The sequence below is a fragment of the Bradyrhizobium sp. genome, assembly GCF_047605465.1.
In the GTDB taxonomy this organism is placed as follows: domain Bacteria; phylum Pseudomonadota; class Alphaproteobacteria; order Rhizobiales; family Xanthobacteraceae; genus Bradyrhizobium.
Map to the genome: position 1 here is coordinate 135356 of NZ_JASGFS010000009.1, position 24482 is coordinate 159837.

The 24482-nt window shown below is 64.9% G+C and carries 25 protein-coding genes; 11 read left to right on the plus strand and 14 right to left on the minus strand.

Annotation, left to right across the window (positions count from 1 at the left end; translation table 11 throughout):
• Positions 1 to 20 precede the first annotated feature (20 nt).
• Complete coding sequence (locus QM712_RS11425; protein WP_415023200.1) at positions 21 to 197, minus strand: hypothetical protein; 177 nt, start codon at positions 195 to 197, stop codon at positions 21 to 23.
• Between the two features lie 211 nt (positions 198 to 408).
• Positions 409 to 663 (minus strand): sulfur globule protein precursor, encoded by a 255-nt coding sequence (locus QM712_RS11430; protein ID WP_415023201.1) that lies wholly within the window; start codon positions 661 to 663, stop codon positions 409 to 411.
• 314 nt (positions 664 to 977) lie between these two features.
• Between QM712_RS11430 and ndk the strand changes: the two genes are divergently transcribed.
• Positions 978 to 1400, plus strand: a complete 423-nt coding sequence (gene ndk, locus QM712_RS11435) for a nucleoside-diphosphate kinase (RefSeq protein ID WP_415023202.1) — start codon at positions 978 to 980, stop codon at positions 1398 to 1400.
• A 129-nt stretch (positions 1401 to 1529) separates the two neighbouring features.
• Positions 1530 to 2390: a TerC family protein gene (locus QM712_RS11440; RefSeq protein ID WP_415023203.1), complete on the plus strand. Its 861-nt coding sequence runs from the start codon at positions 1530 to 1532 to the stop codon at positions 2388 to 2390.
• A gap of 75 nt (positions 2391 to 2465) precedes the next feature.
• Here QM712_RS11440 and ppx read toward each other — a convergent pair whose 3' ends face one another.
• The 4 genes from ppx to QM712_RS11460 form a co-directional block, all read right to left on the minus strand.
• Complete coding sequence (ppx, locus tag QM712_RS11445; protein WP_415023204.1) at positions 2466 to 3968, minus strand: exopolyphosphatase; 1503 nt, start codon at positions 3966 to 3968, stop codon at positions 2466 to 2468.
• Positions 3969 to 3983: 15 nt separating this feature from the next.
• Complete coding sequence (locus QM712_RS11450; protein ID WP_415023205.1) at positions 3984 to 6173, minus strand: RNA degradosome polyphosphate kinase; 2190 nt, start codon at positions 6171 to 6173, stop codon at positions 3984 to 3986.
• Between the two features lie 142 nt (positions 6174 to 6315).
• Positions 6316 to 6993, minus strand: coding sequence for a chromosomal replication initiator DnaA (locus tag QM712_RS11455; RefSeq protein WP_415023227.1), 678 nt, complete (start codon positions 6991 to 6993; stop codon positions 6316 to 6318).
• A 92-nt stretch (positions 6994 to 7085) separates the two neighbouring features.
• A complete protein-coding gene (locus QM712_RS11460) occupies positions 7086 to 7628 on the minus strand; it encodes a CDP-alcohol phosphatidyltransferase family protein (RefSeq protein WP_415023206.1) in 543 nt (180 codons plus the stop codon).
• Between the two features lie 152 nt (positions 7629 to 7780).
• On the opposite strand from QM712_RS11460, the gene purM reads away from it, so the two are divergent.
• Positions 7781 to 8854: a phosphoribosylformylglycinamidine cyclo-ligase gene (gene purM / locus QM712_RS11465; RefSeq protein ID WP_415023207.1), complete on the plus strand. Its 1074-nt coding sequence runs from the start codon at positions 7781 to 7783 to the stop codon at positions 8852 to 8854.
• Positions 8854 to 9507, plus strand: a complete 654-nt coding sequence (gene purN / locus QM712_RS11470; RefSeq protein ID WP_415023208.1) for a phosphoribosylglycinamide formyltransferase — start codon at positions 8854 to 8856, stop codon at positions 9505 to 9507. Before purM ends, purN begins: the two co-directional genes overlap by 1 nt.
• Positions 9508 to 9603: 96 nt before the next feature.
• On the opposite strand, the gene QM712_RS11475 is transcribed toward purN, so the two are convergent.
• Positions 9604 to 9810, minus strand: a complete 207-nt coding sequence (locus QM712_RS11475; RefSeq protein WP_008551638.1) for a cold-shock protein — start codon at positions 9808 to 9810, stop codon at positions 9604 to 9606.
• Between the two features lie 370 nt (positions 9811 to 10180).
• On the opposite strand from QM712_RS11475, the gene QM712_RS11480 reads away from it, so the two are divergent.
• Positions 10181 to 11320, plus strand: a complete 1140-nt coding sequence (locus QM712_RS11480) for an autotransporter outer membrane beta-barrel domain-containing protein (RefSeq protein WP_415023209.1) — start codon at positions 10181 to 10183, stop codon at positions 11318 to 11320.
• A 19-nt stretch (positions 11321 to 11339) separates the two neighbouring features.
• On the opposite strand, the gene QM712_RS11485 is transcribed toward QM712_RS11480, so the two are convergent.
• Positions 11340 to 12380 (minus strand): LysR family transcriptional regulator, encoded by a 1041-nt coding sequence (locus tag QM712_RS11485; protein ID WP_415023210.1) that lies wholly within the window; start codon positions 12378 to 12380, stop codon positions 11340 to 11342.
• Between the two features lie 71 nt (positions 12381 to 12451).
• On the opposite strand from QM712_RS11485, the gene QM712_RS11490 reads away from it, so the two are divergent.
• The 5 genes from QM712_RS11490 to QM712_RS11510 all read left to right on the plus strand — a co-directional run bounded on the left by QM712_RS11490 (position 12452) and on the right by QM712_RS11510 (position 15992).
• On the plus strand, positions 12452 to 13069 hold the full coding sequence (locus QM712_RS11490; protein ID WP_415023211.1) for a hypothetical protein: 618 nt from the start codon (positions 12452 to 12454) through the stop codon (positions 13067 to 13069).
• Positions 13056 to 13676, plus strand: coding sequence for a GNAT family N-acetyltransferase (locus tag QM712_RS11495; protein WP_415023212.1), 621 nt, complete (start codon positions 13056 to 13058; stop codon positions 13674 to 13676). The genes QM712_RS11490 and QM712_RS11495 overlap by 14 nt, the downstream gene beginning before the upstream one ends.
• Before the next feature lie 25 nt (positions 13677 to 13701).
• Positions 13702 to 14265 carry an isochorismatase family protein gene (locus QM712_RS11500; protein ID WP_415023213.1) on the plus strand — a complete coding sequence of 188 codons (564 nt, stop codon included), beginning with the start codon at positions 13702 to 13704 and terminating at the stop codon, positions 14263 to 14265.
• Positions 14266 to 14299: 34 nt separating this feature from the next.
• The gene (locus tag QM712_RS11505; protein WP_415023214.1) at positions 14300 to 14470 is read left to right on the plus strand and encodes a hypothetical protein; all 171 of its coding nucleotides are present in this window, start codon (positions 14300 to 14302) and stop codon (positions 14468 to 14470) included.
• A 139-nt stretch (positions 14471 to 14609) separates the two neighbouring features.
• Positions 14610 to 15992 carry an aspartate aminotransferase family protein gene (locus QM712_RS11510; protein WP_415023215.1) on the plus strand — a complete coding sequence of 461 codons (1383 nt, stop codon included), beginning with the start codon at positions 14610 to 14612 and terminating at the stop codon, positions 15990 to 15992.
• A 189-nt stretch (positions 15993 to 16181) separates the two neighbouring features.
• Here the strand turns inward: QM712_RS11510 and rnd are convergent, their stop codons facing one another.
• The 6 genes from rnd to QM712_RS11540 all read right to left on the minus strand — a co-directional run bounded on the left by rnd (position 16182) and on the right by QM712_RS11540 (position 23612).
• Entirely contained in the window at positions 16182 to 17333 is a 1152-nt protein-coding gene (gene rnd / locus QM712_RS11515) for a ribonuclease D (protein ID WP_415023216.1), read from the minus strand.
• A 450-nt stretch (positions 17334 to 17783) separates the two neighbouring features.
• Positions 17784 to 19115, minus strand: a complete 1332-nt coding sequence (locus tag QM712_RS11520) for an ABC transporter substrate-binding protein (RefSeq protein WP_415023217.1) — start codon at positions 19113 to 19115, stop codon at positions 17784 to 17786.
• 11 nt (positions 19116 to 19126) lie between these two features.
• Positions 19127 to 19996 carry a carbohydrate ABC transporter permease gene (locus QM712_RS11525; RefSeq protein WP_415023218.1) on the minus strand — a complete coding sequence of 290 codons (870 nt, stop codon included), beginning with the start codon at positions 19994 to 19996 and terminating at the stop codon, positions 19127 to 19129.
• Positions 19993 to 20943: a carbohydrate ABC transporter permease gene (locus QM712_RS11530; RefSeq protein WP_415023219.1), complete on the minus strand. Its 951-nt coding sequence runs from the start codon at positions 20941 to 20943 to the stop codon at positions 19993 to 19995. The genes QM712_RS11525 and QM712_RS11530 overlap by 4 nt, the downstream gene beginning before the upstream one ends.
• A gap of 1 nt (position 20944) precedes the next feature.
• Positions 20945 to 21793, minus strand: a complete 849-nt coding sequence (locus QM712_RS11535) for a phosphodiesterase (protein ID WP_415023228.1) — start codon at positions 21791 to 21793, stop codon at positions 20945 to 20947.
• A gap of 340 nt (positions 21794 to 22133) precedes the next feature.
• Positions 22134 to 23612, minus strand: a complete 1479-nt coding sequence (locus QM712_RS11540) for a protein adenylyltransferase SelO (RefSeq protein ID WP_415023220.1) — start codon at positions 23610 to 23612, stop codon at positions 22134 to 22136.
• A gap of 196 nt (positions 23613 to 23808) precedes the next feature.
• Here QM712_RS11540 and QM712_RS11545 point away from each other — a divergent pair.
• Positions 23809 to 24482 (plus strand): amino acid--tRNA ligase-related protein (locus QM712_RS11545; protein ID WP_415023221.1); only part of this gene is annotated, 674 nt, incomplete at its 3' end.

The window sequence follows — 24482 nt, forward strand, 5'->3', positions numbered from 1 at the left end:
AACCCGTTTTTCCGGGCCGGTCAGCGGGGCGGGTTGCCTTCGCGCTTCTTGAGCTCGTTCAGGAGATGCTCGAGCTGCGACGAGAGCCGGGGCTCGGGCCGGAGGCTCTGCTGAAGCCGCTCGCCTACGGCATCGCAAATCGATCGGCTGGTGTGCCGGTCGATTTGGTTGCTGTCATTGGCGAAGAGGCCGGTCATGACGAGGTTCCGTGTTTTCAAGGTGACGACACGGTACCAAGTCCTTGGCCCCCAAAATGGTTTCGCCCCCAATGGGGAATGGGTGGCATTCTAGTAAAAATTGTATGAAAGCCGCGATATTCGCTCAAATACAAAGCCCCGGCGGGGGGAAGGCCGGGGCTTTGCTTGGAAGGTACCTTGGGGAAGGTACCGCAGGAAGGTGCTGTCGGGCTCAGTAGCAGCGGTTGATCAGCCGCCAACGGGGTCCCCAGGGGGTCGGGACCAGCCGGCGCACGTAGCAGCCGCCATAACCGTAGGAGACGGGGCCACCGACATAGAAGCGAGGCGCGCCCCAGCCGTAGCCGTGGCCCCAGCCACCGCCGTGCCAGCCCCAGCCGCCATGCCAGTGAGCGGAGGCGGAGGTCGGTGCCAGCGCGGCACCCAGCGCGACCGCGGCGACTGCGGCAAGCGAAAGTTTCCTCAACATGGTGATCTCCTCAAAACTGCCGGCGCGGGCCTGCGCGTCGATGGAAAGGCCGCCGAAACGGTGGGCCTCATGAGCAGGCTTTCGTTTCGATGGCTCGCACCCTATCTCCGTGAGGCTGAACCAAACCCTGACAGGGGCTTCAGAATGGGTTCATCTGGGTGAAATTGCTGTAATCCATGCCGAAATCGAGAGGACCGTCGGTCCTGCGGCGAAGCGTCTGTTGGGGCGCTCGGGCGGTCGCTTGCCGTTCCGCAACGGCGCCGATATAAGCCCCGCAACTCCAAACCACCCGCTTTTTCCTCAAGGACAAGATCATGGCCATCGAACGCACTTTCTCGATCATCAAGCCCGACGCGACCGCGCGTAACCTGACCGGTGCGGTCAACGCCGTGATCGAGAAGGCCGGCCTGCGCATCGTCGCCCAGAAGCGCATCCGCATGACCAAGGAGCAGGCCGAAACGTTCTACGCCGTTCACAAGGCCCGCCCGTTCTTCGGCGAACTCGTCGAATTCATGACCTCGGGCCCGGTGGTCGTGCAGGTCCTCGAAGCCGAGGGCGCGGTCGCCAAGTATCGCGAGGCGATGGGCGCGACCGATCCGTCGAAGGCCGCCGACGGCACCATCCGCAAGCTCTACGCCAAGTCGATCGGCGAGAACTCGGCGCATGGTTCGGACGCTCCCGAGACCGCCGCGATCGAAATCGCGCAGTTCTTCTCGGGCAACGAGATCGTCGGCTGATCCTTCAGCCGGACCAGGGCGCGGTGAATCTCACCGCGCTTTGGTTTATTGTTTGAGCATGATCCGTCCGGAGAGCAGCTGCGTGCTTTCGGGACCATGCTTTGAGACGACGGGGCGAAAGGACTCATTGTGAACTGGCTCTGGCAGATCTTCGATCCGGCCACGATCGGATCGTTCTTCACCCAGTTCCGCAATGAAATGGCCGAGCCCACGTTCTGGATCGCAGTCGGCAAGATCATCTGGATCAATATCCTGCTCTCCGGCGACAACGCGCTGGTGATCGCGCTCGCCTGTCGTGGCCTGAAGCCGCGGCACCGGCTGTGGGGTATGATTCTCGGCGCCGGCGCGGCCGTGCTGCTGCGGATCATCTTCACCGGCATCGTCGCCAGCCTGATGGAGCTGCCGTACCTCAAGCTGGTCGGCGGTCTCGCGCTGATCGTGATCGCGGCCAAGCTGCTGGTGCCGGAGCAGGAAGACGAGGACGGCGTCGCGTCGGCTTCCCACCTGTGGCAGGCGGTTCAGATCGTCGTCGTCGCGGACATCGTGATGAGCCTCGACAACGTCATCGCGGTGGCTGCGGCTGCCAATGGCAGCGTGCCGCTTCTGGTGCTCGGCCTTGCCATCAGCGTTCCCCTGATCGTCGCCGGTGCGGCGCTGATCATGGCGCTGCTCTCGCGCTTGCCGATCCTGGTCTGGGCGGGCGCGGCGTTGCTCGGCTGGATCGCCGGCGAGGTGATCGCGACCGATCCCGGCGTCGAGCCGAAGCTGCACGCGCTGTTCGACGGCCCCTTCGGCGCCTCACTGGATTCGATGCTCGCGAATTTGCGCATTCCTCCGCAATTCGCCCATGGCGGCGGAGGCGGCGAGTATCTCTGCGCCGCGCTCGGTGTCATCGTCGTGTTGGTCGTCGGCTCGATCTGGCGCCGGCGCAGCCTCAGCCAGGCCGCGCTCGAGGCGTCCGAGCATCACGCCAAGGCCTCGGCGGAATAAGCTCTCGTCAGAATCGAGAATACGCTTCGGCTGCTCGCACCGGGCGGAGCTCCGCGCACTGTGGCGCGGGGCAGGTCAGCGCCTCACGATCGAACCGGAGCGGCCGATCAGGCGTGCGAGCTGGCGGAACCGGCTGCCGACGCGGTCGGCGACGAGATCGACGAGCCGATGCTCGAACACCAGCATCAGCTTTCGTCCCTGGCTGCGGAAATGCGTAGCGGGCAGCACGCCCGGCCGGGCCGCCGAGATCAGATGCGCGACGCGGAACGCCGCGCCGAGCAGGCGGGCTCGTTCGAGCTGCGCCGGCGTCAGCAGCTCCTGCATGGTCACCGGCGGCTGGTTTTCCTCGCTGAGGCCGGCATAGCGATAGAATACGGACAGGCCGACGAAGGCGCGTTCGGTGTGGGTGATCGCGCCGAAATTGCCGTTGACGACGAGGCTCAGCGTCTGCTCGCCGCGATGGTCGGGATGCACGCGCCAGCCGATATCGGACAGCAGGCAGGCGGTGTGGCGCAGGCGACGATCCTCCTCGGTCTCGCGCAGCTTGACCACGCGGGCGAGGCGGTCGGTCCATGCGATCAGCTCGCGGGCGTGCCGTGCCGAGCGCGACAAGAGCTGGTTGAGCTCCTCGGCGGCGCAGATCAGTCCATCCTTGGCGCGTTCGGACTCCGGAAGCTTCTCATGCAGCAGGCCTTCGCGCACGCCGAAGGTCGAGAACACGATGGTCTTCGGCCGCGCTACGCGGATGATATGCTCGAGCACGAGCGCGGCATAGGTGAGGAGAGGGCGGCGCGCGTCGGCGACGACCTCGATGTCGGCCAGCATGTCGGTCGCCGCGAGCCGGCGCAGGCGGCGCACGAAGTCGAGAGCCTCGGCGGCCGGAATCGAATAGCCATGCATCACCTGCAGCGGATAGCCGCTCTGGATGATGTGGATGCGCGCGAGCGCGCGCCAGGTGCCGCCGACCGCGTAGAAGGTGCGGCCGGGACCTGCGGTGAGCTGCGGCACCCCGTCGAGCTCTTCGCGCACGATGCGGTCGGCGCGCTTGAGCGATTTGTGCGCGAGGTCCTGCAGCGCCAGGCCACCGAGCGGCAGCGTCACGCCGCTGCGCACGCTGTTCTTGCGCACGTCGATCAGTTCGAGCGAGCCGCCGCCGAGGTCGCCGACGATCCCGTCCGGATGATGGATGCCCGAGATCACGCCGAGCGCGGACAGCCGCGCCTCGCGCTGTCCCGACAGAATCTCGATCTTCACGGCGCAGATGCGCTCGGCCTTCGCGATGAAGTCGGGACCGTTGGAGGCGTCGCGGCACGCGGCGGTCGCGATCGCGAAGACGCGTCCGACCTGCATCACGCGGCACAGCGCGCGGAACCGCTTCAGCGAGGTCAGCGCCTTGTCGACGGCGTCGGGCGCGAGCAGGCCGGTGCTCTGCACCTCGCGCCCCAGGCCGCACAGCGTCTTCTCGTTGAAGATCGGAATGAGGCTGCGCGCCAGCCCCTCGTAGACGACGAGACGGACCGAGTTGGAACCGATGTCGATGACAGCGACGCTCGCGCCGCGCTTGCGCGGACGCGTCACCTCGGCGATCCCCGATCAGGATTGATGACGTTCATTCCGGCGCGTGAGACGGCGCGGTGAGGATTCCTTGAGCGACTTTCCACGGCCAGACAGACTCGGATTTGTCATGAAGTAGTTGTGGACGTTGAAAGGCTCCTCGCCCTTCGCGGCCTTCATACGCGTTGAGGACCCGTCCGGCAACAATTGCCAGCTCTGCTCGTTGTCCTTCAGGTTCGCGACCATGATCTGTTCGAGAACCTGCTGATGCACCGTGGGATTTTGCAGCGGGCACAGCACCTCGACGCGGCGGTCGAGATTGCGCGGCATCATGTCGGCGGACGAGATATACACAGCCGCTTTGGTGCTCGGCAGTCCCTGACCCATGCCGAAGCAGTAGATTCGGCCGTGTTCCAGGAAGCGCCCGATGATCGACTTGACGCGGATGTTCTCCGACAGGCCCGGAATGCCCGGCCGCAGGCAGCAGATGCCGCGCACCACGAGCTCGACCTGGACGCCGGCCTGCGAGGCCTCGTAGAGCGCATCGATGATGTCGGGATCGACCAGCGCGTTCATCTTCATCCAGACCGCGCCGGGGCGGCCGTGCCGCGCATGCGCGGTTTCGCCCTGGATGTGCTCGATGATGCGCTTGCGCAGGGTCAGCGGCGAAACCGCCATCTTCTCCAAATCGCTCGGTGCCGCATAACCGGTGATGAAGTTGAACACGCGCGCGGCGTCGCGGCCGATGGTCGGGTCCGAGGTGAAGTAGGAGAGGTCGGTGTAGATGCGCGCTGTGACCGGGTGATAGTTGCCGGTGCCGGTGTGGACATAGGTGGTGAGACTGCCGCCCTCGCGGCGCACCACCATCGACAGCTTCGCGTGCGTCTTCAATTCGAGGAAGCCGTAGACGACCTGCACGCCGGCGCGCTCGAGGTCGCGCGCCCAGCGGATGTTGGCTTCCTCGTCGAAGCGCGCCTTCAGCTCGATCAGCGCGGTGACGGACTTGCCGGCTTCGGCGGCTTCCGCGAGTGCGCGCACGATCGGCGAGTTGTTGGAGGTGCGGTAGAGCGTCTGCTTGATCGCGACGACGTCGGGATCGCGCGTGGCCTGCTGCAGGAACTGCACCACGACGTCGAAGGACTCGTAGGGGTGATGGACGACGAGATCCTTCTGCCGGATCGCGGCGAAGATGTCGCCGCCATGCTCGCGCACGCGCTCGGGGTGCCGCGGCACGTAAGGCGTGAATTCGAGGTCGGGCCGGTCGAGCCGGGTCAGCTGCGACAGCTCGTTCATGGCGAGCACGCCGTCGACCAGGAACACCTCGTCGTCGGCGGCCGACAGCGCGTGCTGCACGAAGCTGCGCAGCTCTTCGGGCATCTTGGCATCGATCTCGAGGCGGATCACGGAGCCGCGGCGCCGGCGCTTCAGCGCGGTCTCGAACAGGCGGACGAGGTCTTCGGCCTCTTCCTCGATTTCGAGCTCGGAGTCGCGGATGATGCGGAAGGCGCCCTGGCCGTGGAGATTGTAGCCGGGGAACAGGCGGTTGATGAACAGCCCGGTCGCCTGCTCAAGCGAGATCAGCCGCACCTTGCCTTCGTTCGGCAGACGGATGAAGCGATCGATCTTGCCGGGCATGCGGATCAGCGCGTTCATCTGCTTGCCGTCGGCGGCGCGCGTGAGCTGCAGCGCGATCGTGAAGCCGAGGCTCGGGATGAACGGGAACGGGTGCGCCGGGTCGATCGCGAGCGGCGTCAGCAGCGGGAAGACGTTGTTGAGGAAGTAATCCTCGATCCAGGTCCGTTCCGCCTTGGTGACGTCCTTGCCGTCGACCAGCACGATGCCGACGTCGGCCAGCGTGCCGCGCAGTTCGCCCCAGATCGCTTGCTGGTCGGACGCCAGCTGGGAGACGGTGCGGTTGATGAGCGCCAGCTGTTCCGACGGCGTCAGGCCATCGGGGCTGCGTTCGGCAATCCCCTCGCGTACCTGGGCCTTGATGCCGGCCACGCGGACCATGAAGAACTCATCAAGGTTATTTGCCGAAATCGACAGGAATCGCACCCGCTCCAGCACGGGGTGGTTGGGATTGACCGACTCCTCCAGGACGCGGCGGTTGAAATGCAGCCAGGAGAGCTCGCGGTTGATGAATCGCTCGGGGCTGGAGGCGATCGCCGGCAGACCTTCAGCTTCCGAGTCTTTATCTTTAGTTTCAACGGCTTGCGCTGATTCCATCAGAAGTCGATCCATCCAGTTCGCCTCACCTTGCGACTTATGCGCAAAACCGGCGAGAGCATGTGTTAGTGCGATGACGTTTCGATGACATTGATGTTCCGCCGCCGCGTCGCGTCAAGCGGCCTTGAGGGGGCCGGGCAGGTCAGGTGTCGCGTAACAACTCGGCGGCCAGGGCCCGGGTCACGGGCCGGCCGAGCCGCAGGGCTTCGCTGTCGAGCAGGTCGACGGCGTGCCGGGCGGCGGCCGAGGATCGTTCCAGGCGGGTGGCGAGGTAGCTGACCACGCTCTCGTCGATGTTGAGCTGACGGTCGGTGCAGAACTTGACGATCAGACCACGGAAGAGCTGGTCGTCGGGCGGCAGCAGGCTGACCACCGGCACGGCGCGCAGGCGCGAGCGCAGGTCGCGAAGCTCGATATCCAGCGCGGCCGGGACCTCGCGTCCGGTGAAGAGGATGTAGCCCTCGTCTTCGCGGGCGAGATTCATCAGGTGAAAGAGCGCGCGTTCGTCGAACTCCTTCGCCTTGAGATCCTCGACCACCAGCGCGCCGGTGGCGAGCGCGCCGGGAACGGCAGCTGCCGTCAGCGCATTGGCGGTGGTCGACCGGGCTCCGGCTTCGTCGGCCCAGATGGCGGCGAGGTGGCTCTTGCCGGAGCCTTCGGGGCCGGCGAGCCACATGATCCGGTTCGGCCATTCCGGCCAGCTGTCGATCAAGGCGAGGCCGGCGGCGTTGGCGGGGCCCTCGAGGAAATTGTCCCGGCTCAGGCTCTCCGCATGCGGAAGCGAAAACGCCAATTGTCGGGGGTGAACGCGGCCTGCCACGCTTGCTTTGCTCCATGCCGGCGTGCCGGCCTTGATGACGAAGGTTGGACGTATCGAGCGGAAGTTGGCCTTTTGCGGGGCCGTATCCCGGCTCATTTGGCCTCGATCGTGCTCATGTGCCGCAGCCACTCGACGAGATAAAGCGACACCGAGGACAGCGTGAAGATCGTGACGAAGCCCATCAGGATCATATCATAGGGGGCCGGCCTGAAGCCGAAGGCAAGCGCCGCCAGCACCAGGGCCGCGTAAGACACCTGGGCCGCCGTGTTGAGCTTGGACACTTTCGACGGCTTCATCTCGACCGGCCGGTCGAACAGCCAGGACACGATGACCGCGCCGACGATCATGATGTCGCGGGACACCACCAGGATCACGATCCAGCGGGGGATGTCGCCCCAGATGCCCAGCGAGATGTAGATCGAGACGAGGAGCGCCTTGTCGGCGAGCGGGTCGAGCAGGGCGCCGAGTTCGCTCGTCATGTTGAAGCGCTTGGCGAGGAAACCGTCGACGGCGTCGCTGATGCCGGCAATGAGGAACACGGCGAATGCCACTTCCATTTGGCTCGACACGATGGCCCAGACAATGATCGGGACCAGCATGATGCGGCCCAGGGTAATGATGTTCGGAATACTCACGCGGCGCTTCCCGGCCCCGGTTTGACCTCGAATCCGGCCCTTTGGAGGCTGAACCGGTTGATATCTACATAGTACAGGCCCGGACGCCATGCGAGCCATTGCGCGTCCCCGGAATTCGACGTAACCAGCCGCAAACCCACTGGAAATCGGGCATGACCGACCGCAAAAACGGCCTTACTTACGCCGATTCAGGCGTCGACATCGACGCGGGCAACCGCTTGGTCGACCTGATCAAGCCGATGGTGCGCGCCACCGCGCGTCCCGGCGCCGATGCCGAGATCGGCGGCTTTGGCGGCCTGTTCGACCTCAAGGCGGCCGGATTCAAGGATCCCGTCCTGGTTGCCGCCACCGATGGCGTCGGAACCAAGGTCAAGATCGCGATCGAGACCGGCCTGCATGGCGGGATCGGCATCGACCTTGTCGCCATGAGCGTCAACGACCTCGTGGTGCAGGGCGCCGAGCCGCTGTTCTTCCTGGACTATTTTGCCTGCGGCAAGCTCGACCCGGAGGCCACGGCCGCGATCGTCGCGGGTGTCGCCGAAGGATGCCGCGAGTCCGGCTGCGCCCTGATCGGCGGAGAGACCGCCGAGATGCCCGGCCTCTACAAGGACGGCGATTACGATCTCGGCGGCTTCGCCGTGGGCGCCGCCGAACGGGGAACGCTGCTGCCGCGCAAGGACATCGCCGCGGGCGATGCCGTGATCGGCCTTGCATCCTCGGGCGTGCACTCCAACGGCTTCTCGCTGGTGCGCAAGATCGTCGAGCAATCCGGCCTTGGCTTCGAAGCGCAGGCCCCGTTCGCGCCGGTCATGACGCTCGGCGGCGCGCTGCTGACGCCGACACGGCTCTACGTCAAATCCTGCCTGCGCGCGATCCGCGAAACCGGTGCCGTGAAGGGGCTCGCCCACATCACCGGTGGCGGCTTCACCGACAACATTCCGCGTGTGCTGCCGCAGCATCTTGGTGTCGGCATCGATCTGGCGCGCCTGCCGGTATTGCCGGTGTTCAAATGGCTGGCGGCGCAGGCCGGCATCGCCGAGCTCGAGATGCTCCGGACCTTCAACTGCGGCATCGGCATGATCGCGATCGTCGAGCCCGACAAGGTCGATCAGGTCGTGCAGGTCTTCACCGATGCCGGCGAGACCGTGGCGCAACTCGGCACCGTGATCCCGGCCGAGGGCGAGCATCGCGTCGTCTATAACGGCCACCTCGACCTGACGCTGTGATGAAGCGCCGCGTCGCCATCCTCATCTCCGGCCGCGGCTCCAACATGGCCGCTCTGATCAAGGCCGCGTCAGCGCCGGACTTTCCGGCCGAGATTTCACTCGTCATCTCGAACAAGGCGGACGCGCCCGGACTGGAACGTGCCAAGGCGGGCGGCGTGAAGACGCTCGTGATCGAGAGCAAGCCGTTCGGCAAGGACCGCGCCGGTTTCGAGGCGGTGCTGCAGGGGGCCCTCGACCAGCACGGCATCGAGCTGATCTGCCTCGGCGGCTTCATGCGCCTGTTCACCGCAGAGTTCGCCAAGGCCTGGTACGGGCGGATGCTCAACATTCATCCGTCACTCCTGCCGTCCTTCCCGGGCCTCGACCCGCACGGCCAGGCCCTGCGCGCCGGAGTCAAGCTGTCCGGCGCGACGGTGCACTTCGTGATCCCCGAGACCGATGCCGGCCCGATCGTGATGCAGGGCGCAGTGCCCGTCAGCGACAACGACACGGGTGACACGCTCTCGGAGCGGATTCACGAAATCGAGCACCGCATCTATCCGGAAGCGCTACGCCTGCTCGCGACCGGCAAAGTCCGGATCGAGGGGGACGTCTGCAGGACGGCCGGAAGCGGACCGTCCGAGAATTTCCTGATTTCGCCGGCGGTACACTGAACCGCCGCCGCGCATCTGCTTTGGCCCCGCGCAAACCAGCCCCCCGGCAAAGCCGGGGGCAATGTCATGTTCTCTCGCGCGGCAGGCCGAGAAAGATCAGGAGACCTTGAGGTTTTCCGCGGATGATTTGCCGCGGTTCTCCACGAGGTCGTATTCAACCACCTGGTTTTCATTGAGGGTGGAGAGTCCGGCCCGCTCGACGGCCGAGATATGGACGAACACGTCCTTGTCGCCGCCGTTCGGCTTGATGAACCCATAGCCCTTGGTCGGGTTGAACCATTTGACGGTGCCCTTTTGCGGCATCGCTAGTCTCCTCCACTGGATACAAAAAGGACGCGGCCGCTTTTCGCGTGCCACGCCACAAACGGGCTTCCGGAAGTCTGCTCGAGTCTCAATGTCGCGAAACGCACAGCGAACGGCCAATTCCGATTGTGCCTAATATTGCAACATGAAAACCGCGCGCTAGCAAGGCGCAGCCGAATTTCAAGATCGGACGAGGCATGCCGGGCTGCAATTTCCAACCTGTGGCCGAGGAAGCACAATGAGGCGCAATACCCCTCGAACGAGGTGGGCAACCGATTGACCCTGCGTTGCAGTTCGGCACAAATCGTCTCACTCGCCGCAGCGCGTGTTGCATTTTTGCGCGCCTCCGTTCGTTTGGGGATTTGTCGCCATGTGCTGCGCATTGCAGCTCTCGAGAACGTCGCAGACGATCGGGCAGGAGCGGCTTCGCCGGTTGATGACCGCGACGGCCCCTGTTTGTGTCGTGATGGCGATATTCGCAACCCCCGGCTTCGCGCAGATCGCACCGCCCGTGGCTCCGCCACCGACGCCGCCAACGCCGTCAGTCACGTCGACCAATTACGATCAGTCGGCCGGCAACACTGCGCTCAATCTCGGCTCGGGATTTCTGGAGCGCCTCGGTAACCAGGCGTCGGGGGGTATCAACCGTACATTCCGCACCAATCCCGGCGGCGGCGGTGGATCGGAGAATGCGGAGGATCCGCGCTACCGCACCTGGTTCGAGGGTTATGGCGTCTCGGTCCGGACCGATGCGCAAGGCGACTTCGCCGGGGACAGCCGCAAGACGTACGGGGGCGTCGCCGGTTTCGGAGCGCGCCTCGCGCCGGGTGTGAATGTCGGGTTCTCCGTCGACCAAAGCCACACCGACATCGACGTGCCGCTTGCTCTTCAGTCGGCGAAGCTCGACCTGACCCAGCTCGGCTTCAACGGCTCCGTCGACAAGGGCCCATGGACCTGGGCCTTCGCGGTCGTGCACGGCTTCGGAAACGTCCGGTCCAGCCGCGACACCGGCCTTGGCCTTGCGACCGCCGGTTATCGCGCGTCCATCGACGGCGCATTGACCGAGATCAGTTACTACTGGACCAAGGATCAGATGCGGGTCGTGCCCAAAGGCGCACTCGAATATGTACGCGCCACCAGCGCGTCGTTCCAGGAGTCCGGCGGACTTGATCCGTTGAACGTCGGCTCGACGGCGATCGCGCGGGCGCGCGGCTTGATCGGGGCGGAGATCGGACGCTACTTCATCTTCGACCAGAAGATCCTGGACTTGTCGGCCTACGGCAAGTTCGTCGACAATTTCTATCAGAACCTGGGATCGGTACAGGTCAGCCTCGGCTCCGAGAGCATCGTCGTGCCGGGCATCGGCGAGAGCCGCTACGGCATGGATGCCGGCGCTTCGGCCTCACTCAGCCTGACCAACAGCGCGCGGCTCTACGTCAATTACGACGGCAAATTCCGCAACGAGTTGCGGTCTCATCAGGGCACGCTCGGCTTCGAATACAGATGGTGAGAGGCGGGGTGTGCCGCGCTCACGTCGGGGTGGCCGCGACATATCCCGTCAGGCCGAACCCCTCGCGCGCGGAGGTCATCATCGGCACCAGCGCGTTCGGATGGATGAACTCGTCGCGGAAGCAGGGATAGGTCCTGGGATCGAAGATCTTCTTCAGCCAGTCGACGACGATCTTGTGCCGCTCGGAGCTGCGGAATTCCTTGTGATAGGTGAGCCAGAGATCGGCGTGATGACTCACGCCGAGATCGACGGCGATGAGCGGCGCACCGAGCGCGATGGATACCGTCGGCAGGAAGCCGATGCCGGCACCGCGCTCCACGGCGTAGAGCGCCCCGACCGAAGAGTTGGTCTTGATCCCGACGATGCCTTCGAGCGACGTGAGCCCGAGGATACGTGCATAGGCGGTGTCGTCGACCTGCGGCGCGGTCTGCTTGACGATGCGATGGTTCTTCAACTCGGCAAGCGTCGCCGGCACGCCGTAGAGGTTCTCGTACTCCTTGGAGACGAAGGGATAGATGTGCAGCCGGCCGAGCTTGGCGACGATGAGATCGGGATTGGTCGGCGGCTCGAGCTGGATCGCGATGTCGGACTCCAGCCGCGCGACGTCGGCTTGCTCCATCGCGCAGCGCAGATCGACGGTGATCTTGCGGTAGGTCTTCTGAAAATCGATCAGCCGCGGCAGGATCCAGAAATTGCCGGGGCCTTCCGTCACCGCGACGCGCACGGTGCCGGCGGTGTCGTTCGACGAGCGCGAGGCACGCCTGAACACGTTGAAGGCGTGACGCTCCATGTGCGCGACATCGGCGATCATCGCGGTGCCTTCATCGCTGAGCGTGAGGCCGCTTTGATCGCGCAGAAACAACTTGCAGCCGATGCTCTCTTCAAGCCGGTCGATCCGGCGCATCAGCGTGGTGGACGTAAGCCCGAGCTCCTCGGCGGCGTTGCGGAAACTTTTATATTTTGCGCACGCTAAAAAGAGCTTCAAATCGTCCCAGGATGCATCCAGGGCTTCTTCACGGTGCTGCATCATCGCAGCACCCCGGTGCAATACTTGCTGCATACTCCTGATCCCCAACCGCTAAGCTCATCGTCATAGCGGGGCACTAACGCCTCGGACGATAAAGGGGCGACATGAGTATGGAAAGGGGCTCGTTTGCCGCAAGGCACGATTTCGACGCGCTGCCGTTGAGTCCGGACGTCGATGTCTGTTGTGCGCAATTTTCGCAAATTGCCGCGCTTTCCGACATGGCGCACCGGCTGGTGCCTGGCGTGCAGATCGGAGCATCGGATCTCGCAAGATACTTCACCTTCGATCCCCAGAGCATCCTGACCTTCAGCCGGAAGGGCAATCTGGTCGGCGGCATGGCCTTCCTCTTCCTCAACGATCGCGGACATGATGCGCTGCTGCTCGACGATTTGTGCCTGACCGCGCCCGACACGCGCCATCTCGCATCCGCCGGCGAAGAGGTTTCCGCCATCTACATCTGGGCGATTGCGGCGACGGGCCGCGGCATCGCCGGTCTCGGCAAGGCTGCGGCGCATCTGCGCCAGCAGCGGTTTCGCAGCGCCGACTGTTATGCGCAGCCGTCGACCTCGGCGGGACGCGACATCATGAAGGCGACGGGCTTCAGGCCCGTCCCGAGCTTCCAACCCGATCTCTGGTGTTACGAGCGGCCCTGGAATAGGACGCCGATGCGCATGCCGGGCTCGATCATCCAAGCAAGGAGTTTTGTAGATGCACGGCACTAGAATTCCTCTCGCCAAGCCGGACTCCCGCGCGATCACCATCAGGCTCGCGCGTGATCCGAACGATCTCATGCTCGTCACCGCCATTCGCTCCGCGGTCTATCTCGCCGAACAGGACTGCCCGTTCGACGAGGAGTTCGACGGCAACGACATGGTCGCGGCCCATTTCATCGGCTACGTCGGCAACGAGCCTGCGGGCTGTCTGCGGGTGCGTTTCTTCGGCGACTTCGCCAAAGTGGAGCGCCTTGCGGTGCGTCATCAATATCGGCGCTCGCGCGTGTCGTTCAAGCTCGTGCAGGCGAGTGTCGACTATGTGAAGCGCAAGGGGTTCCGCAAGATTTACGGCCAGGCGCAGGACCGTCTGGTCGATTTCTGGGCTCATTTCGGCGCCAAACCGCTCGGCCACAACCGCAAGGTCACCTTCTCCGATTTCTCGTACACGGAGATGGTGCTGGAGATCGAGCCGGGCCCGGACGCGATCACGCTGGACAGCGATCCCTATGTGATCATCCGTCCCGAGGGCGACTGGGACCGGCCGGGCGTGCTCGACGCTTCGTCGGGGCGGGCGGTGACGTCTCCGCTGCGGGACCTCGCGCTCGCCGGTCGCTGAAATTGGTGCAGCCACGCGCAAGACAATGCCGGTCTCTGTCCATGACGATCCGCCAATCCTGGTCTGCGCGGATCTCCAGGTCGAATATCTGACCCCCGGGCGTCGCCACGTCATTCTCGATGGCGACGCCGCCACCCTGCGTTGCCTCGAGATCCTGACGCTCTGGCGTAACAAGCAATGGCCGGTGATGCATTTGAAGCGCATCGCGCAGGCGGCATGGTTCAACCCGGCATCCAGGCTGACCGATTGGATCGCGGAGGCGAGGCCGCAGCCGGGAGAGATGACCTTCGAGCACCCGCTGCCCTCGGCATACAGCTCGGCGCGGTTCGTCGACTACATGTCCAACATCCGCAACGTGCAGTGCGTTCTGCTGGGCTTTTCCCTGGACGAGACCATCCTGGCCACGGTCGTCGAGGGATTTCATCGCAGTCACCGGTATCAGGTGATTGGCGACGCCGTCGCCTGCCGGCAACCGGGCACGGGCGATGCTGCCGCATACAAATATGCGGTGATGAATGTCATCGGCAATTTTGCTACGATCCAGTCCAGCGCCGAACTGGCGAAGACCAGCGGTGCCATCGCGGTGTAGGCTTACGCGGCCGACGGCATAGGTGGACCAGGCAGTGTCTCGGGGGGAAGAGCTGAAGCAGCTGGCGGCGGACCTGTCGCACGCCGTCGAGAAGGCGCGCCGGGTCGGCCTGCCCACGACCGTCTATCTGCTGTCGATGGCGCTCGTCGAGGTGAGGGAGGCGGCCGAAGCCGCCGCAGGCGAGGATGGCGACGGCGCCGCCTGATCCGTGTACTGTACCCGCTATGCGCAACGCTGCCGCGATACTTCCGCAGACGAAATGGCGTTGCTTGTTCTGCGTTGCCGCAATAGCCCATTGACGATGCTGGCTGGCCCGGCGACGTCACGACTTGAGGATCCCCGAAATGTCCATGCTGCCGAATTCGCAAGAAGCCCGGGATGTGGCCTATCAGCTTCATGCCTATACCAACGCGCGTGCGCATCAGCAGGCGGGACCGCTGGTGATCGAGCGCGGCGATGGGCCTTACGTCTTCGATGCGTCGGGCAAGCGCTATTTCGAGGCCATGGCGGGCTTGTGGAGCGTCGGGCTCGGCTTCAACGAGAAGCGGTTGGTCGAGGCTGCCTACAAGCAGATGCAGGCCTTGCCGTTCTACCATACCTTCTCCGCGAAATCGCATGGCCCCTCGATCGACCTTGCCGAGAAGCTGGTCGCGCTCGCGCCGGTGCCGATGAGCAAGGTCTTCTTCACCAATTCCGGCTCGGAGGCGAACGACACCGTCCTGAAGCTGATCGCCTATCGCTCCAACGCGCTGGGCCAGCCGCAGCGCAAGAAGGTGATCAGCCGCCTGCGCGCCTATCACGGCGTCACGATCGCGTCGGCGAGCCTCACAGGACTGCCGAACAATCATCGCTCGTTCGACCTGCCGCTGCCGAACATCCTGCACACGGGGTCACCGCACTTCTACAAGGACGGCGCGCCGGGCGAGAGCGAGGAGGCATTCGCGACACGGCGGGCCGAGGAGCTCGACGCGCTGATCCAGAAGGAGGGACCCGACACCATCGCGGCCTTCTTCGGGGAGCCGGTGATGGGGGCGGGCGGCGTCGTCGTGCCGCCGGCGACCTATTGGGACAAGATCCAGAAGGTTCTGAACAAGTACGACATCCTGTTCATCGCCGACGAAGTGATCTGCGGCTTCGGCCGCACCGGCAAGATGTTCGGCTGCGAGACCTACGGCATCAAGCCGGACGCGATCGTCGTCTCCAAGCAGATCACTTCGAGCTATTTCCCGCTGTCGGCAATCATCATGAATGATCGCATGTTCGAGCCGATCGCCGATGAGAGCAACAAGATCGGCGTGCTCGGCCACGGCTTCACCGCGGGCGGACATCCGGTCGGTTCGGCCGTCGCGCTGGAGAACCTCAAGATCATCGAGGAGCGCGGCCTGGTTGCGCATGCCGCCGAACTTGGCGGCTATTTGCAGGGCAAGCTGCGCGAGCTTTCGGGGCATCCGCTGGTGGGCGAGGTCCGCGGCGTCGGCATGATCGCCGCCATCGAACTGGTGCTCGACAAGCAGCGCAAGACGGCGGCCAGCACGCCCGGGGCGGTCGGTGGCATCGCCAGCCGCATGCTTCAGGAACGCGGCGTGATCTCGCGCAACATGCTCGATGCCATCGCCATCTGCCCGCCGCTGATCGTCAACAAGGCCCAGATCGACGAGCTGCTCGCCGCGATATCGGGCGTGCTGGACGACATGAAGGCGGACGTCGCGAAGCTGACGCCGGCCTAAGCGGAGGTCATTGCAGGCGGAGCAATCCGCGTACCTCGGTGTCGTCCCGGCCAAGGCCGGGACTCTTACCGCATGATCTATCGATTTGTGGTGGTCGGAGCGCCCGGCGCAAAGTCGTCGCCGGACTTCTCCCCCGGGGGGCGTGAATCCCGGCCTTCGCCGGGACGGCGCCCCGGGCGTGAGCGCGAACTATTCCGCTCGCTTCACCCCGATCACGCGGCCTTTCTCGATCGCGAGCGCGAGTTCGCCGTGCTTGAGTTTCAGCGCGGCATCGCCGAACAGCTCGCGGCGCCAGCCGCGCAGGGCGGGGACGTCGGCCTCGTCGTCGGCCGCGATTTCCTCGAGATCGTCGACTGTCGCGATCACCTTGCTCGCCACCGCATGGCGTTCGGCGGTCATCCGCAGCAGCACCTTCAATAGCTCGACGATCGCCGCGCCATTGGAGTTGTTACGCGGCTTTTCCAGCTTCGGCAGGGTCGCGAAATCGCGCGCCAGTCCGCGCTCGACGGCGGCGACGATGTCCGCGCCCCATTTGGATTTCTCGAAGCCCTTCGGCACCGAGCGCAGATGGGCGAGCTTCTCCAGCGTGTTCGGCGCGTGGGTCGCGATGTCGCTGATGGCCTCGTCGCGCAGCACGCGGCCGCGCGGGACGTCGCGGCTCTGCGCTTCCTGCTCGCGCCATGCGGCGACCTCCATGAGCACTGCGAGGTCCTTCGGCTTGCGCACGCGCGTCTTCAGCCGCTCCCAGGCGCGTTCGGGATGGAAGTCGTAGGTCTTGGGCGAGGTCAGGACCTCCATCTCGATGGAGACCCATTCGCTGCGGCGCCGCTTCTTGAGGTCGGCATCCAGCGCCGCGAACACGTCGCGCAGATGCGTGACGTCGGACACGGCGTAATGCATCTGCTCCTTGGTCAGCGGCCGGCGCGACCAGTCGGTGAAGCGGTGGGTCTTGTCCGGCCGATGGCCGGTGACCTTCTCGACCAGCTGGTCGTAGGCGATGCTGTCGCCGTAGCCGAGCACCATGGCTGCAACCTGGGTGTCGAACACCGGATGCGGGATGATGTTGGCCTGGTGCCAGATGATCTCGATGTCCTGGCGCGCGGCGTGGAACACCTTCAGCACGGCCTCGTTGGCCATCAGCTCGAAGAACGGCTTGAGGTCGATGCCCTCGGCCAGGGCGTCGATGACAATGGCTTCCTCGGCGCTTGCCATCTGCACCACGCATAGCAGCGGGTAGTAGGTGGTCTCGCGCAGAAACTCGGTATCGACGGTTATGACGGGATGCTTGGCCAGCCGGCTGCAGGCAGCCGCGAGGTCAGCGGTGGTGGTAATCAAATCCATGAAGAGCCCATGACACGTACATCAGCCGTTCTGCCGAAAGTGCTGTGATGTCAAGGGGCTCTCAGCGAATTCGAGCCTTGCATTTGGGCTGGAATCGCCTGAACCGGTCCGAAATCCTATTCGTAACGGATCCGCTGCGAGGGTTTGCGCGCGCAGGGCAGCGCCACCACGGCTACGCACATGGCGACCAAGGCCAGCCCCAGGAACTCGAAAACCAGCAGATCCACGGCGAAAACTCCCCAGAAACATTGCGAAACTTGTCTGGGTGAAATTGACGCCCTGTTAATTCTCGTGGTTACCGGCGGCCGGCAAGGTCGAGATGGTGGACAGCGAGTTAACGGGGGCAGGCGCTGCAAAAAGCAAAGCGGCGGGTGAGGGACCACCCGCCGCTGTCGTTCAAAAATAGGCTGGGCGGACCAGCTTCCAGTTGATCCACCCGGTGAAGCGACCTTAAGGCAGCTTCAGCGAGGTCTCGGCGTTGTACGGCTTGAGCAGTTCGTCGGCGGCCTTCTGCGCGGCAACAAGCGCGTCCTTCGGCTGCTTCTTGCCGTTCAGGACCAGCATCACCTCGTCCTCCAGCGTCTTGCGCACCGGCACGGTCTTGTAGGTCGCGAACCAGGGCTTTGCGACGTCGAGCTGCTCGACAGCGGTCTTGGCGTCCGGGTTCTTGTTCAGGAAGTCGACCATGTCAGGCGTCTTGTAGGCGGCCATGTTCGGAGCGAAGTAGCCGGTGGCGCGGCTCCACCAGGCGCTCTTCTCCGGCGAGGTCATCCACTTGATCAAAGTCCAGGCGGCCTTCTGCTTGTCGGCGTCCACACCCGCCGGAACGATCAGCGAGGCGCCGCCGATCGGCACGGCGTTGCGGACGTTGCGCGGGATGAAGGCGACCTTGTAGTTGAACTTGGCGTTGTCGCGCACATAGGTCAGCGAGCCCGTGGACAGCATCATCATCGCGGCATTGCCGGAGATGAAGGAGGTGCTGACGGCCGGGCCGGCGGTGGCGCCCGGGGCGTGGACCTTGTGCTTGTTGACGAGATCGTTCCACCAGGTCAGCGCGCCCAGCATCGAGGGCGTGTCGTAATAGACCTCGCCGCCGAACTCCTCGTTGTAGTAGCGCCCGCCATTGGTCATGGTGAGCGTTTCCATCATCCAGCCGCAATAGTCGTAGGCGCAGGGGATCGCGATGCCCCAGCGGGTCACCTTGTCGCCTTCGCGCTTGGTGAGCTTCTTGGCCCAGTCGGTGAGCTCGGCCCAGGTCTGCGGCGGCTTGTCCGGATCGAGGCCGGCTTCCTTGGCCTGATCGGCGTTGATGTAGAGCAGCGGCGTCGAATTGTGGAAGGGCACGCCGTAGACCGAGCGGTTGATCACGGCATTGCCCTGCAGCGCCGGGAAGAACTGGCCCAGAAACTGATCCTTGGTGGTGCCGTCGGCGGCGATCAAGGGATCGAGATTGGTGAGCTCGTTCTCGATCTGCATGTCGAGCAGGAAGTTGGCCGACATGATCACGGCGGACGGCGGCTTGCCGGCCTTGATCGCGGCGCGCGTCTTGATCAGCGTGTCGTCGTAGGAGCCGGTGTAGACGGCGGTCGCCTTGATGTTCGGGTGACCCTCGTTGAACTCCTTGATCATCGTGCCCATGTCGCGGGCGAGCTTGCCGTCGACCGGGACGGGAAAGAACAGGTCGATCTCGGTCGGTCCTTCGGCCTTGGCCGGAAAGGCGAGGGCGCCTGCCAGGATGCCCGTGACGGCAAGGCCGAGCACGAGCCTGCGGGAAAACAGCATCGGATAATCTCCTATTTGATGCCTGAGGTGACGAAAGAGCTGATGAAGCGCTTCTGGAAGATGAGGAACGTGACGAGCAGCGGCGCGATCACCATCAGCGTGCCCGCGGCGATGGTGCCCCAGGCCTGCGTGCCTTCGGCCGTCGCGGTGAACACCGAGAGCCCGACCGTGAGCGGCCGCTTGTCCGGCGAATTGATCACCATCAGCGGCCACAGGAAGTCGTTCCAGTGGCTGGTCACCGAGATGATGGCGAAGGCGGAAAAGCTCGGCAGCGACAGCGGCACGTAGATGTGACGGATGCGCTGGAACAGGCCGGCTCCGTCGATCAGCGCGGCGTCCTCGAGTTCGGCCGGGATCGCCTCGAAGGCCTGCCGCATCAGGAAGGTGCCGAAGGCCGAAGCGAAGAACGGCATCATCACGCCGGCGAGCGTGTCGTAGAGGCCGAGCTGAGCGATCAGGCTGAGATTGGGCACGATCAGCAGCACCGGCACCAGCATCAGCTGCATCAGGAACAGGTAGAAGATCAGTGTCTTTCCGGCGAAGGCGAGGCGCGCAAAGGCAAAGCCCGCCAGCGTGATCGTGACGAACTGCACCAGCAGGATGCCGGCGCAGATGATGGTGGTGTTGAGGAAGTAGCGCGGGAAATCCCCGATCTCCCAGGCATCCCTGACATTGTCGAGCGTCGGCTTCAGGCTCGGTATCAGCTCGGCCATCAGGTTGATGCCGTCGGACGCAGGGCGCAGCGTGGCGACGCCCATCCACAGGAACGGGATGAGCCAGACGACCGCGAGCAGCACCGTCAGCGCGAAGCCGAGCTTCGGCGTGATCTCGTTGCGGGTCGCGAGCGGGGCATCCGCGAACAGGCCCTTGAACAGCCTCATGGGCCGCCCTCGCGGTTGGCGAGCGTGCGGAAGGAGAGCGCGGTGAGCGCCATCAACGCCGCCAGGGTCAACAGCGTCGCCGCCGAGGCCTTGCCGATGTCGTAGTGCTCCACAGCCTGCTGGTAGACATAGAACAGCACGAGGTTGGTCGCGTTCGACGGCCCGCCCTTGGTCATGACGAAGACGTGGTCGACCTGCGTCACCGCGTTGAGCGTGGCGATGACGGTGACGAACAGGAAGGTGGGCTTGAGCTCCGGCAGGATGATGTAACGCAGGCGGTGGAACGGTCCGGCGCCGTCGAGATGCGCGGCCTCCATGACGTCCTCGGGCACCGCCTGCAGCCCGGCGAGGAAGAACAGCATGTAGTAGCCGGCGTTCTTCCAGATCGTGATGATCATGATCGCGTAGAGCGCGATGTCGGGGTCGCCGAGCCAGTTCGGCAGCACCGGAAGCAGGCGGCCGATGTAGTGGTCGAGCAACCCGACATTGGGCAGGAAGATGAACAGGAACAGCGCGGACGCCGCGACCATCGGGATCAGCACCGGCAGGAACAGTGCGGCGCGGAGCGCGCTGGTGACGATGTTGGTGCGCGCCAGCGCCAGCGCGAACAGCAGCGCAAGTCCGATGCTCGGGACTGCCGTGCCGACGGCGTAGACGAGATTGTTGACGACGGCGCCACTGAAGGCGGGATCGGCCAGCACCGCGCTGATGTTGTTCAGGCCGACGAAGCGAAGCGGCGCCTTGGGCGTCGCGCGCTGATAGAGCGCGTCGATGAAGACGCGCCCCATCGCGCCATAGGTGAACAGCGCGAGGAAAACGAGCGACGGCAACAAGAGCAGGTAAGCCGGCAGCGATGCCTTGAAGCCGGTGGAAAGGCGTTTCAGCAGATGCAGGCGCGGGGCCGCCGAAGTCGCGACCGGGAGAGCCGCGCGCTCGGCGAGGCTCATCTCACCGCGCCGGGAAGTTGAGCGCATAGTCGCGGTCGCCCATCCCCGCCGGTGCGGCGAAGGGGAAGCGCAGACTGGTGTCGAGGAAGTCGTGGCTGTGCACGACGAGGTTTTCTCCGTCGATCAGCACCACGCCATAGGCCGGCGGCTCGTGGCTCGCCAGGTGCGGCGCGCTCGCGTCGAGTTCGAACCAGACCTGGTGATTGGTGCCGCGCAGCGTGGAGAAGGGGATGTTGCCGTAGCTGCCGAAGATCGGCCGGTGCACATGTCCGAAGAAGAGGTGGCGGATGCGCGAACGATAAGGCGCGATCACCTCGGCAAACTCTGCGCTCTGCGCCAGCGCGATCTCGTCCATCGCGTGCACGCCGACCGGGAAGGGCGGATGATGCATGAAGACGACGAACGGCATGTCGGCCGGCGCGGCGGCGAGCGTGCTGGCGAGCCAGTCGAGCCGCTTGGCGCACATCTCGCCGGCATGGGTAGTCTCGTCCAGTGTGTCGAGGAAGACGAACAGGCCGTGCTCGGTGGTGCGCGTGCCCTGCACGAAGCCGTTGGGATCGCGCGGCGCGGCCTTCAGGCCGTCGAGGCAGGCGACGCGGCGATCGTGATTGCCGACCATGGCGATGTAGGGGATCTTCAGCGCCGCCATCGCCTCGGCGAAATTGACGTAGGAGTCTGGCTCGCCCCAATGGGTGAGGTCGCCGGTCACGACCGCGAAGGCGGCGTCGGACTGGTGCTTGTTGATGTCGGCAACGGCGGCGTCGAGCCGGGCGCGCGGGTCGAGGCCGTAGAGCTTCAGCCCCCGGTTCGCCAGATGCGTGTCGGTGAGATGAATGAACTTGAAGGGCATGGCGCGCCTGTCAGTGCGTTGGAGCATGGACGCCTCCGGCAAGGCGGCCCTGACAGGCGGTTAGAGCGCGTGTGTTTCAGTTTGATGACAGCGGTTCCGCGCGCTCCGAATTCCACAGGAAGCGTCGGCGAAGGCGCAGGGCTGCACCCAAAAACATCGAAAACAACCCCATGCACAGTAGCCCGACGCCTGACCAGACTGCGCCCGGGCGTCGTTCGGCAGCCGTTGACACGTCGGGCAAAACACCAGCATGATGCCAGTATCGGAAAATCAGAACAGCTTCGCCAGGCATCCGGCAAGGACGCCCGGCGGAAGGACCGCGTGCGAAGACACGCGCGCCTTACGTCCCGCAGAACGTCCGCAGCACCCGCTGGTCCGGCAGCGGCGGCTCGGCATAGGCCGCGTATTCCGGCTGATCCTCATGGGGCTTCGCCAGAACCTTCACCAATTCCTCGAACGGCGCGTAGTCGTCGTCGTTGATGGCGGCCTGGATCACGGCCTCGACGCGGTGGTTGCGCGGAATGAAGGCGGGGTTGACGGCGTGCATCGCCGCTTGCCGATCGGCCGCGCTCTGCGGCTCCAGCGCCCGGCGCTCGCGCCAGCGCTTGGCCCAGTCGTCGAAGGCCGAGGGATCCATGAACTGCGCGCGGACGTCGGCGACGCCGGCCTCATCGGCAGCGGCATCACCGAGCTTGCGGAACGTCAGGGTGAAATCCGCCTCGTTCTTGGCCATGGCATCCAGGAGATCCTGGATCAGCGCTTCGTCGCCGTCGCGCTCCGTGAACAGGCCGACTTTCCGGCGCAGGCCTGCCTGGTAGGCGGTGCTGAAGGTTTCGGGGAAGGCGCCGAGAATATCCTGCGCCTCCGCGACCGCTTTCTCCTGGTCGTCCGAGAACAGCGGCAGCAGGCATTCGGCGAGCCGGGTCAGATTCCACAGCGCGATGCGCGGCTGGTTTGCATAGGCGTAGCGGCCCATCTCGTCGATCGAGGAAAACACCTGTGCGGGATTGTAGGCGTCCATGAAGGCGCAGGGGCCGTAGTCGATGGTCTCGCCGGAGATCGAGCTGTTGTCCGTGTTCATCACGCCGTGGATGAAGCCGACCAGCAGCCAGCGCGCGACGAGCCCGGCCTGGCGCGCGACGACGCCGGCGAGCAGGGCGTGGTAGGGCCGCTCCGCCTGCAGCAGATCGGGGTAATGGCGGGTGATGACGTGATCGGCGAGCCGGCGGATCGCATCGGTGTCGCGGCGGGCGGCGAAGTATTGGAAGGTGCCGACACGGATGTGGCTCGAGGCGACCCGCGTCAGCACCGCGCCGGGCAAGGCGGTCTCGCGGATGACGTGCTCTCCGGTGATGACGGCGGCGAGCGAACGGGTGGTCGGGATGCCCAGCGCATGCATGGCCTCGCTCACGATGTATTCGCGCAGCACCGGCCCGAGCGCGGCGCGGCCGTCGCCACGGCGGGAGAACGGGGTGGGGCCGCTTCCCTTGAGCTGGATGTCGCGGCGGATGCCGTCCCTGTCGATCACCTCTCCAAGCAAGATCGCCCGGCCGTCGCCAAGCTGGGGCACGAAATGCCCGAACTGGTGGCCGGCATACGCCATGGCGATCGGGTCGGCTCCCGCCGGAACCGTCTTGCCCGCCAGGATCTCGGCGCCTTCCGGCGTCTCCAGCAGGTCAGGGTCGAGCCCGAGCTGGATCGCCAGCGGCCGGTTCAGCTTGATCAGCCGGGGAGCGGTGACGGGGGTCGGCGCAACCCGGGCAAAGAAGTTGTCCGGCAGCGCCGAATAGGTGTTCTGGAACGGGAAATGGACGGTCATGGCCGTAAAGATAGGCGGGGAACGCCTGTTGGCAAAGGCTCAAGGCCCGATCGGCCAAAAATGGGGGGCATCCGGCCCAAAACAGGCCGTTCCCTTGGTTGCCGCCCCCGGCCTCGTCGGGTAAACCCTGCCGCAACTTCGGACCGGCCGTCTGGGCCGTCCGATTCGATCCTCCGACATTGATTTTGGGACGACCATGCATCGCTACCGGTCACATACATGCGGCGCGCTCCGCGAGAGCAACATCGGCGAGACGGTCCGCCTTTCAGGCTGGGTCCATCGCGTTCGCGACCATGGCGGCGTGCTGTTCATCGACCTGCGCGACCATTACGGCCTGACCCAGTGCGTGGTCGACCCGGACTCGCCGGCGTTCTCGCAGGCCGAGAAGCTGCGTTCGGAATTCGTGGTGCGGATGGACGGCAAGGCCCGCCGCCGCCCCGAAGGCACCGACAACGACGATCTGCCGACCGGCAAGATCGAGATCTATGTCAGCGAGATCGAGGTGCTGGGCCCGGCCGGCGACCTTCCGCTACCGGTGTTCGGCGATCAGGAATACCCGGAAGACATCCGCCTGAAGTACCGCTTCCTCGACCTGCGCCGCGAGAAGCTGCACCAGAACATCATGACGCGCGTCGAAATCATCAAGTCGATGCGTCGGCGCATGGAGGGGCAGGGCTTCTTCGAATTCAACACGCCGATCCTGACCGCCTCCTCGCCGGAAGGCGCGCGCGACTTCCTGGTGCCCTCGCGCATTCATCCCGGCAAGTTCTACGCGCTGCCGCAGGCGCCGCAGCAGTACAAGCAGCTCCTGATGATGTCGGGCTTCGACCGCTATTTCCAGATCGCGCCCTGCTTCCGCGACGAGGACCC

Bases quoted from the DNA above. Each gene is read 5' to 3' on its own strand.
- QM712_RS11425 (WP_415023200.1), bottom strand. From the start codon at position 197: ATGACCGGCCTCTTCGCCAATGACAGCAACCAAATCGACCGGCACACC.
- QM712_RS11430 (WP_415023201.1), bottom strand. From the start codon at position 663: ATGTTGAGGAAACTTTCGCTTGCCGCAGTCGCCGCGGTCGCGCTGGGT.
- ndk (WP_415023202.1), top strand. From the start codon at position 978: ATGGCCATCGAACGCACTTTCTCGATCATCAAGCCCGACGCGACCGCG.
- QM712_RS11450 (WP_415023205.1), bottom strand. From the start codon at position 6,173: ATGGAATCAGCGCAAGCCGTTGAAACTAAAGATAAAGACTCGGAAGCT.
- purM (WP_415023207.1), top strand. From the start codon at position 7,781: ATGACCGACCGCAAAAACGGCCTTACTTACGCCGATTCAGGCGTCGAC.
- purN (WP_415023208.1), top strand. From the start codon at position 8,854: ATGAAGCGCCGCGTCGCCATCCTCATCTCCGGCCGCGGCTCCAACATG.
- QM712_RS11475 (WP_008551638.1), bottom strand. From the start codon at position 9,810: ATGCCGCAAAAGGGCACCGTCAAATGGTTCAACCCGACCAAGGGCTAT.
- QM712_RS11480 (WP_415023209.1), top strand. From the start codon at position 10,181: ATGTGCTGCGCATTGCAGCTCTCGAGAACGTCGCAGACGATCGGGCAG.
- QM712_RS11485 (WP_415023210.1), bottom strand. From the start codon at position 12,380: ATGCAGCAAGTATTGCACCGGGGTGCTGCGATGATGCAGCACCGTGAA.
- QM712_RS11490 (WP_415023211.1), top strand. From the start codon at position 12,452: ATGAGTATGGAAAGGGGCTCGTTTGCCGCAAGGCACGATTTCGACGCG.
- QM712_RS11495 (WP_415023212.1), top strand. From the start codon at position 13,056: ATGCACGGCACTAGAATTCCTCTCGCCAAGCCGGACTCCCGCGCGATC.
- QM712_RS11500 (WP_415023213.1), top strand. From the start codon at position 13,702: ATGCCGGTCTCTGTCCATGACGATCCGCCAATCCTGGTCTGCGCGGAT.
- QM712_RS11510 (WP_415023215.1), top strand. From the start codon at position 14,610: ATGTCCATGCTGCCGAATTCGCAAGAAGCCCGGGATGTGGCCTATCAG.
- rnd (WP_415023216.1), bottom strand. From the start codon at position 17,333: ATGGATTTGATTACCACCACCGCTGACCTCGCGGCTGCCTGCAGCCGG.
- QM712_RS11520 (WP_415023217.1), bottom strand. From the start codon at position 19,115: ATGCTGTTTTCCCGCAGGCTCGTGCTCGGCCTTGCCGTCACGGGCATC.
- QM712_RS11525 (WP_415023218.1), bottom strand. From the start codon at position 19,996: ATGAGGCTGTTCAAGGGCCTGTTCGCGGATGCCCCGCTCGCGACCCGC.
- QM712_RS11530 (WP_415023219.1), bottom strand. From the start codon at position 20,943: ATGAGCCTCGCCGAGCGCGCGGCTCTCCCGGTCGCGACTTCGGCGGCC.
- QM712_RS11535 (WP_415023228.1), bottom strand. From the start codon at position 21,793: ATGCCCTTCAAGTTCATTCATCTCACCGACACGCATCTGGCGAACCGG.
- QM712_RS11540 (WP_415023220.1), bottom strand. From the start codon at position 23,612: ATGACCGTCCATTTCCCGTTCCAGAACACCTATTCGGCGCTGCCGGAC.